The sequence below is a fragment of the Kitasatospora sp. NPDC050463 genome, assembly GCF_040655255.1.
In the GTDB taxonomy this organism is placed as follows: Bacteria; Actinomycetota; Actinomycetes; order Streptomycetales; family Streptomycetaceae; genus Kitasatospora.
Window position 1 is genome coordinate 1 of sequence record NZ_JBFAJO010000128.1, and the last position, 12,482, is coordinate 12,482.

Below are 12,482 nucleotides of genomic sequence, written 5' to 3' on the forward strand. Positions count from 1 at the left end.
GGCATCGCCCTGCTGGACCAGGCAGCCGAACGGTGCGGGATGCGCCTGGAGAAGGCCCTGGTCGACCAGGGCTTCAAGGACGCCGTGATCATCCAACTCCTCCGGCTGCCCACCGACGAGCCCTCGATCAACGTCACCCGCTCCCGCCTGGGACGACTCGTCCGCCAGGGAGTCCTCGACCAACCCGGACGCGGCCGCTACCAGAAACGGACTTAACACCCTCTGAAGGAGTGCAGGTGGGGCAGGTCGACGGCGCGAACTGCCGTGATCCAGTCGGAGAGTTTGGCGTCGTTGCCCTCTGCTGGCGTCAGCAGTTGCGCGAACTCGCGGATCAGGCGGGCGAGTTCGGTCATCTCGGGGCATGTCGCAGGGAGTTCCCGCAGCAGTGCGGTGTCCTTGTCCCGCAGGTTCTCCGGGCGGGTGAGGAGGAGGCGGGCGAAGCGCTGCGGGGTCGTGACGGGCTTGTCGCCCTCGGCGCGGCCCTAAGTGATGTAGCGGACCAGGAGGTTCGCGCTGCCCGTGTAGCCCAACTCTTTGATCTCGCGCAGGAGGTGGGTGACGGGCACCGCGGGGTCCTCGGCCCGACGCCGGCGCAGGTGGTCGCGGTAGGGGTCGACGAGTGTGGGCTTGTAGCGGGGTGCGCGTCGCTCTGTGGTGGACTCCTTCATGCGGGTGTACCGCTTGACGGTGTTGAGGGCGACGTCGAGGCGGCGGGCGCATTCGAGCAGCCCGACGCCTTGGCCGATGCCTCGACCAGGCGATGGCCCCCGCACGGCAGCGAATCGGTGAGCTGCTCGGCACCTACTCCCCCGACCAGCTGAAGATCCTCTTCGACTACTTCGCCCGCGCCGCCGACGCCTACTAGGCAGCCGCCGAGCAGCTGCGCGCCGATTCCGCCCCCTGACGGCGGCGCGCCCGCGCCTGTCGGCTTGGGTGCGCAGGTTCAGGAGGCGCCCTTGCCCCGTTCGACTCACTGCGGATCTCCTCGATCCGCGCCGCGAGCTCGCCCTCGGCCGCCCTGCGCGCCACGCGGGCCGGCGCCGCCTGGATCCACCTGTAGAACCCGGGCGCCGAAACGCCCAACGCCCGGCACAGCCGCTGTACTCCATACAGGGTGCGGTGGTCGGAGATGAACCGCCGGCGGCCGGTCATCGACCCGTCTCCTTGGCAAACTACGCGGCCGCCTTCCGCAGGATCTCCTTCTCCAGCTCCAGCTCACGGACCTGCCGGCGCAGCCTGCGCAGCTCCTCGCGCTCCGCCGCCGTCACCGGGCCCCCACCGCCCGCACCGGGGGTGCCGGCGGCCGCCCGGGAACGCTGGGCCCACTGGCGCAGCGGCTCCGGGCTGACACCCAACTCGCGCGCCCCCGACGGGGATGCGCCGCCCGCTGGACTCCACCAGCGCGACCGCGTCCCGCTTGAACTCCCCCGAGCACCTCGCAGCACCCAGGAGGACATCCTCTCCACGGACCCGAAGATCCGCTTATCAGAAGTGTCCACACTTCGGCGTAAAGCCCATTCGTCGGATCACCCCCTGCCCCACAGTCCTGTCAACGACTCGACCGATCGGCAGGACAGCGGTCCGGGCGTGGAGGTGGCGGTCCATCTGGTGCAGCGCCCGATTCCCCGGTCGGCCGCACGCAGCCGCGAGAGTGGCGACCCTCTGCGGCTCATGCGCCCGCATCGGAGGGCGGCCTGCCGAGGCTGCGGGATCGGCGGCGTGGGTCTGCCTGCCTGTGTGTGGCGGCGGGTGAATCGGTCGGCCGGGGGTCCGACACGCTGAACGGGCTTTACTTCGTGCAGGAACACGTACCCGGTATGACGTCTTTGATACGTTTTGAGTCATGCTGAGGATGGTGGACGTGGCGGCGGGAGTCGCCTCTTGGCGCTCAGGTATCGCGCGGGCGGGCGCTGACCGGCGCGTGGGTGGCAGTCGGGGGCGGGCGGATGCGCGGGGAGGCCGGCCTGGCGCGCCCCGGGTCCCGGGTCCCGGCCCCCTGGTCACGAGGGGACAGGTCCGTGCCCGCGGACTGTGCCGCCTGCCATACGCGGTCTACGCCGTGGTCCTTGCCCTCGTATCCGCGCTGACCTGGGTCGTGACCGGTCCGTCCGGCACCGCCCAGGCCGCAACCGCGTGTACGGCGAGCCTGTGCGTCCTCAACCCGAGCGCCGCGAACTCCCTGTACGTCCACCCCGGCAACATCCAGGTGACCGGCAGCATTCTCGTCAATTCGACGAACAGTCAGGCCGCGCTCGTCAGCGGCACCACCTCGATCACCGCAACGGGCACCATCGGCGGCCCGGCTGCGCCGGCCGGCTTCGCCACGGCGGGCGGCGGCTCGTACAACCCGGCTCCGACGAACCAGCCCGCCGTCACCGACCCGTACGCCTCCCTGGCCCAGTGCCCGGCCGCGCCGGCCTGTCCCACGACACCGGCCCTGCCGTTTCCCGTCATCAACCATGTCACCGGGAACCAGACGATCAACCCGGGGGTGTACGCCACCATCTCGTCCTTGTCCGGCACGCTCGTGCTCAATCCCGGCACGTACGTCATCACCACCGGCATGACGATCTCCGGCGGGAAGCTGACCGGCTCCGGGGTGACGATCTACCTCGCCTGCCCGACGTACCCGGTGGCGTGCGCGGCGCCTGCCGGCGGGGCGTTCTTCAGCGACCAGACCGGAGGGAAGTCCACCCTCAGCGCACCGACCACGGGGGCTTTCGCCGGTCTGACGTTCATCGCCGACCGCAACAACACCGCGGCGGTCACGGTCTCGGGAAACGGCTCCTGGATCACCGGCGGCGGCGCGGTCTACACCGCTTCGGGGAAGCTGGCGGTCGCTTCCGGAGGCAAGAGCAGCTTCACCCGCGCGGTCGTGGACACCGTCGAGACCACTGGAAGCAACAGCAGCCAGCTCAGCGTCATTCCGACCACGGGCACGTTGTCGGTCGGCGTGCCGACCACTGCGGGCCTCGGCAGCGCGGCACCCGGTGGCACCGTCGGCGCGGCCGTCGGCGCGGTGACCGTCTCGGACCAGCGAGGACTGACCAACGCCACGTGGACGGCGACGGCGTCCGCCACGAACTTCACCACCGGCGGTGCCACCCCGGCCGAGACGATCACCACCTCGAACGTCTACTACTGGTCCGGGCCCGCGACCAACACGACCGGCACCGTGACGGTCTCACCAGGCCAGAGCGACGCTTCCGCCAAACAGTCACTCGGCAGTCCGAGGGGCGCCTTCGTCTCCACCGGCAACGGGAACAGCTCCACGACCTGGAGCCCCACGGTAGTGATCACCGTCCCCGCCGCCGGAGTGGCCGGCACCTACACGGGCACCGTGACCCACTCCGTCGCCTGATCCCGCATCCGCCCGCTGCCGCCCGCAGACGAGCGCATTCGGGCGGGGCCGGGTCCCTCTTTGTCAGGCTTGGGTGAGACATCCCGCTTTGTCGGGTTAGCCTGAGAGGGCCCGAGTAGGAGTTCCACCCCTGATGACCAGCACCAACCCGTCCGCAACCGACCCGGCTCCCAGGCCGAAGCGCCGCACGTTCAGCCCCGAGTACAAGCTGCGGATCGTCGCCGAGTACGACGCCGCGCCCGAGGGCGAGAAAGGCGCGGTCCTGCGCCGCGAGCGCCTGTACCACTCGCACGTCACCGAGTGGCGGGCCGCGCGCGATGCCGGGGCCCTGGAGAACCTGGCCGACCGCCGCACGAGCCCGGCCCGCCCGAAGAAGTCCGCCGCCGAGGTCGAGAACGAGAAGCTACGTCGGCGGGTGGAACGGCTGGAGAAGGAACTCGCCCCGAACAAGGCCGCACTGGAGGTCCTGGGAAAAGCGTCGGCGCTCTTGGAAATGATCTCCGAGGGCGCGGACTGAAGCACGCCGCCGACCCGGTCGTGGACGAGGCGTTCGCCGGCGTCGAACACGAGCTGGGCACCACGGCCGCGTGCCGGCTGACCGGCCGCTCCCGGGCCACCCACTACCGCAGGCTGAAGCCGCCGCCCGCGCGCGGGCCACGACAGCCCCAGGTCCAACCGTCGGCCCTTTCGACCGAAGAACGTGATTCGGTACTGGAGTTGATGAACAGCCCCGAGTACGCCGAGCTGCCGCCCGCACAGATCTGGGCCCGCGAGCTGGATACCGGGCGCTATCACTGCTCGGTCTCCACGATGTACCGGATCCTGCGTAAGCGCGGGCAGTGGGGTGAGCGCCGCCGCCAGGCCACCCACCCGGCCAAGACGGTGCCCGAACTGGTCGCCGACGGCCCCTCGCAGGTGTTCACCTGGGACATCACCAAGGCGGCCGGCCCCAGCAAGGGAATCTGGTACCACGCCTACGTCATCATGACATCTTCAGCCGCTACATCGTCGGCCACACCGTCGAACTGGCCGAATCAGCTGAGCGGGCGGAGGAGTTGATCCGCGAGACCATCGAGCGCAACGGCATCGTCCCCGAGACCCGTGCGCGCCGACCGGGGCACCTCGATGACCTCGAAGAAGGTCTCCCAGCTGCTGATCGATCTCGGCGTCACCAGAAGTCACTCCCGCCCCAAGGTCTCCAACGACAACCCGTACAGCGAGGCCCAGTTCAAGACCACCAAGTACATGTCCGACTATCCCAAGGCCACGTAGTTAAGCCGATACTCCCGCCGTCAACTGGCCCGCGGCGGCTGGTTCAGGCTGATTGCTCCACTCGGCTGCGAGCATGTAGGTGTCGCGTTTGACCTTGTGCAGCATCCCGTCCCGGGTCCACTGGTTCAGCTCGGTCCATAGGCTTCTTATGTTGGTTCGGCCTGTGCGCTCGGCGATCTCTCTGAGCCCCAGCACCGTTCCGGGTCGCTTCGCAGCAGTCGCAGGACGAGCTCCCTGTGTCCGACGCGTGGAGGCGCCGGCGGGCTCGCCGGTGGGGGCAGAACGACCGCGATCGTCAGTTCGGTGATCTTTTTGCTGGTCGCGGGGCGTGGATCGGCGTTCTTGCCCGGGTAACGGGACATCGGCGACTTCACCTTGCGGGCGCTGATGCGGGGCCGACGTGGCGGGAGGAGCGCGCCGAGCACCGCGCTGCTGATGACGGTCGGGCGATCGTCCAGTACGCCGTTGGCCAGGACGAGCTGAGCGCGAGCGGCTTCGAGTGCCACGGTGAAGCTGCCTCGGTCCGGATCCACGCCGGGGGCCGACTCGATGGCCTCAACCATCGCCCGACGAATGAGCTGATATGTGGCCAGCAGGGCCCACAATTCCTGTTCCAGCCCAACAGGTCCTGGGAGCGCAACACGCAGCCGGTCATCAGGGTGTGACGCAAGGCGTAGTAGGCGGATTCGATCTCCCAGCGCTCATGGTAGAGGCGGATCATCGCGTCCGCGGGGTCGGCGCGGTGGTCCAGCAGGGTGGTGGCCAGCCGGTAGGACTCGGTGAGGCACTGTCCGTCGCTGGTGGTGACGGTGATGTTTCCTTCGATGATGCGAACCTTGAGGGTGCCCAGGCGGGTGAGGTAGGAGCCGTCCGGGAGGACAGCCAGCACCGCCGGTCGGCGCTCCGAGCGCAGGCGGGCCAGCAGGTGGGCGCCGGTGGCGGCGATGTCGGTGAAGAAGTCGGCGCTGTCGAAGCCCCGGTCGACCAGCAGGAGCATCGCCGGGGAGAGCAGGGGCAGCAAGCGGGTGGCGTAGGCGAGTTCGCCAGCGCTGGTGGACCCAAATGCTGCACCGAGCAGGCCGCGTGTCCCGGTCTCGACCAGCGTCAGGAGCTGCAGGGTGGGGTATCCCGCCTCGCCCCAGCGGTGACGGGTCTTGCGCAGACGCTCCAGGATGCGGGGGCGGTCGGCTGCCCGGATCGAACTGCAGCCGTCGAACGCGACTGTCCGCCAGCGCCGGTAGTGGGTGCCGGGTGTGGAGGGCTGGGCGAGGAAACCGGCCAGGGCTTCGAACAGCGTCTTGAGCGGGGCCGCACCGAGACGGCGACGTAGATCCCGCAACGCCTTCTCCGAAGGCTGATACGGGTGCAGGGCGGACAACCCGGCGCACAGTTTCTCCCAGACATGCAGGTAGCCGAGCCCGGGGAAGAGTGCCAGGGCGAGCAGGAAGTACATCCCGACGCGGGAGGGCAGGTGCCTGCGGCGCCGCCCTGCCGTGTTCGTCTCCGCTATGACGGCGTCGACGAGTTCGAAGGGGGCATGGCGCGTCAGTTCGCCGAGATGCCCGGGGGCCAGGTCGCCAGCCGCGACCGTGACGTTCCGAGTGAATGTGGTGGTGGCACACTGGTAGGACAACGGGACCTCGCGGGAGTGGAAGACCTTGGTCGGCTTCCTGCTCTACCGCTGGTCCCGTTGGCCCACGTGCGGAAGTCCCAAAACACACGCCAGACTTGACAGCGGGATTATCGGCTTAACTACGTGGCCTTGCCGACTATCCCGAGCGGTTCGATTCCCTGGCCCACGCCCGCGAATGGTTCGACGCCTTCATCTCGTACTACAACCATGAGCACCGACACTCGGGCATCGGACTGCACACGCCCGCCAGCGTTCACTTCGGCACCGCCCAGGAGATCCGCGACCAGCGGGCCGTCACCCTCGCCGAGGCCTATGCACGGCACCCCGAACGCTTCGGCCGCCGCCCCAGACCACCCGAGATCCCCAAGACCGCGTGGATCAACGACCCGGCCAAGCGCAGGGAACCCGCACCACAAACCTCATAGCGTCACGACCGTCTCACTGGACTTGAAATCTTCCGGGTTCAGCTCACCCGTCTGCGGCGGACCACCCCGTAGCCGAGGACGGCCAGGAAGATGATGGCTGACACACCCACGGTCATGCCCGGCAGCATCGAAGCGGAGTCCGCGGTGCTCGGTGTGACCGATGCACCGCTCTGGGAGCCGTCGGGGAAGGTCACGGTGGCCGTGACGGTATGTTGGACCAGACCGCTGGTCAGTGTGAGGCGGACCTTCCAGGGGCCGTTGGGAAGCTGCCTGTCCAGGGGGACGGTGACAGGCTCGGTCTCACCGACGCCGAGTGTGGTGCCGAGGTTCGCCGTGAAGGGACCGGCGCTCAGAGATCCCGGCCCGTCGGTCATCGACATGGATCCGGTCAGGTCGAGGGCACGCCCGCCGGTGTTGTGGACCTTGGCCACGACCCTCGGGGTACCGTCGGGGGCGCGCGCGGGGGTCAGCTCCTTGATCTGGAAGTCCGACAGCGGCTCGCCTCCGGGACCGACATCGAGGTAGATCCGGACTCCCACGCGGTTGACCAGGCGGACGTTCGCAGCCGGGCCCGCGGGGCCCGCGACCTGCGCCCAGAGGACTGCGTACCGCTCGCCGGCGGACGCCTTCGGTGGCACCCGGACGCTGACCCGGACCACCGCTGCGCCGTGCGCCGGGACGTCACGCACAGTGGCGGACGACGGCGGCGTGGACGGCCGGGCGGCCCCTTCCTTCTCCGGTGTGGCGCAGTCCGTCGCCGTACTGGACACATCCGAGTCCGAGGTGCAGTCGTCCACCGAGACCCAGGTCGTGAGCTCGTTCGAGGTGCGATCGGCATCGACGGTGAAGGTGCCGCCGTTAACCACGGCGGAGCCCGCGTAGAGGTCAACACGCTGGTCGGTATCGGAGGTGTTCGTCACCTGCACCCGGCGGTGGATGACGCTGCCGGGTGCGAGGTGGTCCACGATGTACATGTGTGCGCGCGGGTCTGCTTCACGGTCCCGGGGCGCGTCGAGCAGCTTGAGGCCGATGCTGTCCTCGGCGGTGGAAGGCGGCGTCTCGGCCCGGGTGTCGGCAGCAGCGGTGCCCGCGCCGTAGGCCAGTGCGAGCACCGCTGCGGCCGTGCACAACAGGCGGGCCAGGCTATGAGATCGAATGTGTCACCGTCCCGGTGTAGATGCCGTTCACCGCGCCGGCAGGGATCGCGGCGACGAGCGTGGGATTCCAGGTCGCGGAGTTGTTGCCGGTGCCCGCCAAGAGGGTGTAGGCAGTGCGGCTGCTGTCGAGGGTCTGAGCCTGGCCCGATGTGGCCTGACCGGGTGTGAAGGTGCCCACGCCGGTGGTGGGGCTCGCGATCCCGGACCAGTAGGAGATCGCGCTGGTCGGGATCGTCTCCGGGGCCGTGGAGCCGCCGGTCGTGAAGCTGGTGGAGGTCACGGATGCAGTCCAGGCAGCCGAGAGCAGGGCCCGGGTGTCGGTGGCCGTGACACTGCCCAGTTGTCCGCTGACGGAGCTTCCGGGCAACCCGCTTCCCAGGCCAGCCGGGCCCGGGACGGAGATCGCCAACGAACCACCCGAGACAGAGAACGTGACCGTCGTGTCACCCGGCGCGGCGCTGGCCACTCCCGCGGCGGCGACAACCATCGCGGCTCCGGCGGCCACGGAATATCGAATACGCATGGGCTCTCCTTCGTCGTCCAGGCCTGGAACGGCAAAGGTCCGATTCCGTCCCAGGGGCGAGTCATATGATTATCCGCACACGCACAGCAACCAAACGCCATTCACTCGTCCGGCCGAACGCGAACCCGCACGCCCCTCCCGCCCGGTTCGGACCAGGAAGCGAACGCGCCATCGACGGCCAGAAGGGCTTACGAAATACAGTCACATGAGAGGCGCTGTACCGGGTGTCGAAAGGCGTACGTCCGACATTTCTCTCCACTCACCGTTTCTGACGTCGGCTCAGTGGAGATTGTACGTGTGCAGCGATCACGAAGAAGCGACATCGGCCTGAGCCGCGTGTCGCGGTATCGGGCGACTGCGCCTTCCTCTCCCCCAAGCCCGACGTCGGCGATGCGTGTCCTGCCGACGCTCCGGCTCCCGTCGTGTCCTTCGGAAAGGTGCCTGCCTCATGTCTCACTGTCCTGGCCGCCTCAGGCGGCTCTATCGTGCGATCGCCGTCCTGGCCCTGACGGCCGCACTCGGCGCGCCCGGCACCGTCGCCTTCGGTGACTCCCCGCACCATGCCGGATCCCTGCGCCCGTGGGTGAAGTCCTGTCTCCGGCACCGGGGGCCGGCGGGGCTCCTGGACTGCCTCGGGAAGCACCCCCGGCCGAAGGCTTCGCAGCCCCGCCTGACCTCGACCATCGACGAACTGGCGACGCCCACCGCCGACTCGGCCCCGATCGGCATCACCGCTGGGCCGGACGACGCCCTGTGGTTCACCGAGAAAGCCGCGAACGCGGTGGGGCGCGTCACCACGACCGGGACGTTCACCGAGTACTCCGTGCCCACCAGCGACGCGGGGCCGGCCGAGATCGTCGCCGGGCCGGACGGCGCCCTGTGGTTCACCGAGTCGAACACCGACAACATCGGCCGGATCACCACCGGCGGTACGGTCACCGAGTACGCGCTCCCGACCTCGGGCGCCTACCCGTGGGGCATCACCGCCGGGCCGGACGGCGCCCTGTGGTTCGCGGAGCCGGGCGCCGACAAGATCGGCCGGATCACCACCGGCGGTACGGTCACCGAGTACGCGCTCCCGACCTCGGGCGCCTACCCGTTGAGCATCACCGCCGGGTCGGACGGCGCCCTGTGGTTCACCGAAGTGCTGTCCGGAAGCATCGGCCGGATCACCACCGGCGGTACGGTCACCGAGTACGCGATTCCCTCGTTGGACTCACTGGCCATCGGCATCACCGCCGGGCCGGACGACGCCCTGTGGTTCACGGACGCCGGCGCAGCCCAGATCGGACGGGTCACCACGGCGGGCGTGTTCACCGCCTACGACCTCACGGATTCCGTCTTCCCGTTCCCGTGGGGCATCACCGCAGGGCCGGACGGCGCCCTGTGGTTCACCGAGACGGACGGCAACGACATCGGCCGAATCACGACGTCGGGGACGATCTCCGAGCTGTCGGTCCCGACCTCCGGCGCGAACCCGTTGGAGATCGCCACCGGATCCGACGACAACCTCTGGTTCACCGAGAACTACGTGAGCCAGATCGGACAGCTAACCCCCTGACAGGGCGCGATGTGAACACTCGCCCCGGCCACGTCTGCACCCGCTCCCGCCAAGGTCTCGCCGGTTCTCGTCCCGGTGCAGGCGCGGGTGCGGGTGCCGTCCGGCGGCACGACGACGCCATCCGTTCGGGTGATCTTCTCCGGCGCGCGGTCCGGCCGGGGGCCCGGGCCGTCGGCAACCGGATCTTCCCGCCGACCTGCCGGCGCCCGTCCGGCGCCCGTCGGCGCCCGGACCCGCCGGTCGGTGCCACTACTGCGCCGGGACCCCACCGAGGGGCTGGCGGCGGAGATCGCCGCGCTCCGGGTGATTGGCGGCCGCGGCGGAGGACGGCGGCACGGTGACGTACAGCACCGGCATCCGGTCCTCATCGCCCGGATGCAGCAGCCGGTCCGCCACCTCCGCCGTCCGTCCCGGCTGCTGCATCGCGGTCCTACCCGTAGTGGCGGGCCCGGAAATATCAGACCCGCCGGGCCCGCCGGCCCGCCCCCGATCGCGGACCGGCAGCCGGCGTACCGATGTCGCGATCTTGTCCATGACCGGGGTCCCGAGGACCACGAACGCCGCGTGGTACTCCTCCCGTGTCGGCGGCCGTGGCAAAGTGGCTCTGGCGCCAGCGAAAGCCGCCCGCCGGTCGTGGCGGTTGGCGATCATGTCGGCTCGTCGCCGAGCCGGGCCTGGACGACAAGACAGTGCGGAAGTTCATGAGGGCCGTCACCGCCGACGAGCTGATCGGCGCGGGCCCACCGGCGGTCGGCAGACCAGCCTGGGACGGGCACCCCGCCTACCTGATCGCCCGGTTCAACGAGGGCTGCCACAGCGCACTGCGGCTCCACCGCGAACTCACCGAACGCGGGCCCGACCGTCAGCGGGCGCACCGTCCGCCGCTTCGTGCACCGGCTGCGTGACAACGCCGAGCCAACCGCCAGCCCGCCGGTGCCTGGCCCCGCAGCCGCGCGGCTCCGGCCGCGTCAGCGGCAACCTGCGCAGACCCCGCCGCTACCACCGCGGCCTGTTGCGGGCCATGTACCTCTCCGCGATGGCCGGCCTGCCGGCCTGCCCGGCCTCCAAGGGCGTACCACCAGCGCAAGCGGGCCGAGGGGAAGGGACAGAATCGGGAGCTGGGCCGGCAGGGCCACACGGTGGCACGCTGCACCGTCGAGCACCTGATGCGCGAACTCGGCATCACCGGCGCCGTGCGCGGCAAGAAGGTCATCACCACCATTGCCGGCCCGGCCGCCGAAATCGCCCCGGACCTGGTGGACCGCCAATTCGTCGCCGGTGCGCCGAACCGCTACTGGGCCGCCGACTTCACGCACGCGAAGACCTGGTCCGGCGTCGTCTACGTCGCCTTCGTCGCGGACACCTTCTCCCGGCGCATCATCGGCTGGTCGGCCGCGATCTCCAAGGAGACCCGGCTTGTCCTGGATGCGCTGGACATGGCGCTGTGGCCGCGCGACCGTGATGGATTCCCCCACCAGCGAGGCGAGTTGATACATCACTCGGATGCCGGGTCGCAGTACACGAGTTTCCGGCTCGCCGAGCACCTGGACGCCGCCGGCATCGCAGCCTCGATCGGATCGGTCGGCGACGCCTACTACCGAACCCGGGGCGACTCAGCTGGCCGGGGCCGGGGCCCGCTCCAACGCTGCGACCGGGCATCGGGCCGCCGCCGCGCCGTAGCAAACCCTGGCCCGCCTCGGCGCGCGGGCGCCCGGAGCCCTGGGGATGCGGGTCGCGCCCAGCGCGGTCGCCACGTCTCCTACGAGCCTTCCACCGGGCCGCTGGACCTCCTCGGTGTCACCCGAACAGCACGTTTACTTGATCACGACGACTTTGCATCAGCCCTGCGGCGGCCGACTTCCGCGGAGTGCCTGGCCCAGGAAGACCGGGCCGGCCGTCTTCTCGACCTGGCGCTCGCTCGCCTGAAGAAGGCCGGCCTCGTGGGCGAGCGCACCACGCAGCGCACCGACTTCGCCCATGTCCTGACCGCGGTGCGCGACCTGGCCCGGCTGGAACTGGTCACCGAGGCGGTCCGCGCCGCGCTTGATATCAGTGACTGAGCGTCATTTTCGGCTGAGGACGGCGAGGATGCGGCAAGTGCCGGCCGGTCTCGCAACGCCCGCTCCGACTGAGGATGGCGGCGAGCCGACCGGCCGTGGGGGCGGGCGAGCCCGGACGATGTCACCGCCGACCTACAACGCGAGGCGGCCCGGACCGAGGCAGAGCGCCGTCGAGCCGAGGAAGAGGAACAGCAGCGCCAGGCTGCGGCTTCGGCCCTGTGCGAGTACGACGCTACCGAGGTGGCCCCCTCGCCCCGCGCATGCGGTCCCATCGGCTTCGGCGTCCGATCGGGCGCCTGTGACCTCGACGGGGCCGGGCTGCGGAAAGATCGCAGCACCAGCGCACATTCGCTCTTTCGCGCCATCGGGCGGGCTGGTATACAGGCCGATGATCAGCGTCCTTTTCCCTCGAAATCCGGGTCCTTCGAACGCGTCCACGACCGGGTGTGGCGCCAGCGAACGCCCTCGGCCAGCAGGATCCGCCGCACCT

At 69.8% G+C, this 12,482-nt stretch carries 12 protein-coding genes and 4 pseudogenes; 10 read left to right on the plus strand and 6 right to left on the minus strand.

Features of this window, described 5'->3' with window-relative positions; all coding sequences use genetic code 11:
- Positions 1–93 (plus strand): annotated as a pseudogene (locus tag AB0J08_RS39075) (IS5/IS1182 family transposase); the annotation flags it as partial.
- A gap of 131 nt (positions 94–224) precedes the next feature.
- Here the strand turns inward: AB0J08_RS39075 and AB0J08_RS39080 are convergent.
- Positions 225–746 (minus strand): annotated as a pseudogene (locus AB0J08_RS39080) (ISL3 family transposase); the annotation flags it as partial.
- Positions 747–1,172: 426 nt separating this feature from the next.
- The gene (locus tag AB0J08_RS39085; protein ID WP_360644138.1) at positions 1,173–1,457 is read right to left on the minus strand and encodes a transposase; all 285 of its coding nucleotides are present in this window, start codon (positions 1,455–1,457) and stop codon (positions 1,173–1,175) included.
- A 602-nt stretch (positions 1,458–2,059) separates the two neighbouring features.
- Here AB0J08_RS39085 and AB0J08_RS39090 point away from each other — a divergent pair.
- The 4 genes from AB0J08_RS39090 to AB0J08_RS39105 all read left to right on the plus strand — a co-directional run bounded on the left by AB0J08_RS39090 (position 2,060) and on the right by AB0J08_RS39105 (position 4,633).
- Positions 2,060–3,361 carry a hypothetical protein gene (locus tag AB0J08_RS39090; RefSeq protein WP_360644110.1) on the plus strand — a complete coding sequence of 434 codons (1,302 nt, stop codon included), beginning with the start codon at positions 2,060–2,062 and terminating at the stop codon, positions 3,359–3,361.
- A gap of 133 nt (positions 3,362–3,494) precedes the next feature.
- On the plus strand, positions 3,495–3,878 hold the full coding sequence (locus AB0J08_RS39095) for a hypothetical protein (RefSeq protein WP_360644113.1): 384 nt from the start codon (positions 3,495–3,497) through the stop codon (positions 3,876–3,878).
- Positions 3,879–3,898: 20 nt separating this feature from the next.
- Positions 3,899–4,420: a hypothetical protein gene (locus AB0J08_RS39100; RefSeq protein ID WP_360644116.1), complete on the plus strand. Its 522-nt coding sequence runs from the start codon at positions 3,899–3,901 to the stop codon at positions 4,418–4,420.
- A gap of 66 nt (positions 4,421–4,486) precedes the next feature.
- Entirely contained in the window at positions 4,487–4,633 is a 147-nt protein-coding gene (locus AB0J08_RS39105; RefSeq protein ID WP_360644118.1) for a hypothetical protein, read from the plus strand.
- Between the two features lie 370 nt (positions 4,634–5,003).
- Here the strand turns inward: AB0J08_RS39105 and AB0J08_RS39110 are convergent, their stop codons facing one another.
- The gene (locus AB0J08_RS39110; protein WP_360644121.1) at positions 5,004–6,266 is read right to left on the minus strand and encodes an IS4 family transposase; all 1,263 of its coding nucleotides are present in this window, start codon (positions 6,264–6,266) and stop codon (positions 5,004–5,006) included.
- Between the two features lie 137 nt (positions 6,267–6,403).
- Between AB0J08_RS39110 and AB0J08_RS39115 the strand changes: the two are divergent.
- Positions 6,404–6,691: pseudogene (locus tag AB0J08_RS39115) on the plus strand (integrase core domain-containing protein); the annotation flags it as partial.
- Positions 6,692–6,729: 38 nt separating this feature from the next.
- On the opposite strand, the gene AB0J08_RS39120 reads toward AB0J08_RS39115, so the two are convergent.
- Entirely contained in the window at positions 6,730–7,821 is a 1,092-nt protein-coding gene (locus AB0J08_RS39120; RefSeq protein WP_360644123.1) for a peptidase, read from the minus strand.
- Positions 7,822–7,834: 13 nt separating this feature from the next.
- Positions 7,835–8,128, minus strand: coding sequence for a hypothetical protein (locus tag AB0J08_RS39125; protein ID WP_360644126.1), 294 nt, complete (start codon positions 8,126–8,128; stop codon positions 7,835–7,837).
- A 691-nt stretch (positions 8,129–8,819) separates the two neighbouring features.
- Here AB0J08_RS39125 and AB0J08_RS39130 point away from each other — a divergent pair.
- Positions 8,820–9,932: a virginiamycin B lyase gene (locus tag AB0J08_RS39130; protein ID WP_360644129.1), complete on the plus strand. Its 1,113-nt coding sequence runs from the start codon at positions 8,820–8,822 to the stop codon at positions 9,930–9,932.
- A 249-nt stretch (positions 9,933–10,181) separates the two neighbouring features.
- Here AB0J08_RS39130 and AB0J08_RS39135 read toward each other — a convergent pair whose 3' ends face one another.
- Positions 10,182–10,355, minus strand: a complete 174-nt coding sequence (locus AB0J08_RS39135) for a hypothetical protein (RefSeq protein ID WP_360644132.1) — start codon at positions 10,353–10,355, stop codon at positions 10,182–10,184.
- A 278-nt stretch (positions 10,356–10,633) separates the two neighbouring features.
- Here AB0J08_RS39135 and AB0J08_RS39140 point away from each other — a divergent pair, with 278 nt between their 5' ends.
- From AB0J08_RS39140 to AB0J08_RS39150, 3 genes and pseudogenes are all read left to right on the plus strand, one after another.
- Complete coding sequence (locus AB0J08_RS39140; protein ID WP_360644135.1) at positions 10,634–10,837, plus strand: hypothetical protein; 204 nt, start codon at positions 10,634–10,636, stop codon at positions 10,835–10,837.
- A 32-nt stretch (positions 10,838–10,869) separates the two neighbouring features.
- A pseudogene (locus tag AB0J08_RS39145) lies at positions 10,870–11,035 on the plus strand (IS110 family transposase); the annotation flags it as partial.
- 36 nt (positions 11,036–11,071) lie between these two features.
- Positions 11,072–11,992 carry a DDE-type integrase/transposase/recombinase gene (locus tag AB0J08_RS39150; RefSeq protein WP_360644141.1) on the plus strand — a complete coding sequence of 307 codons (921 nt, stop codon included), beginning with the start codon at positions 11,072–11,074 and terminating at the stop codon, positions 11,990–11,992.
- Positions 11,993–12,482 lie beyond the last annotated feature (490 nt).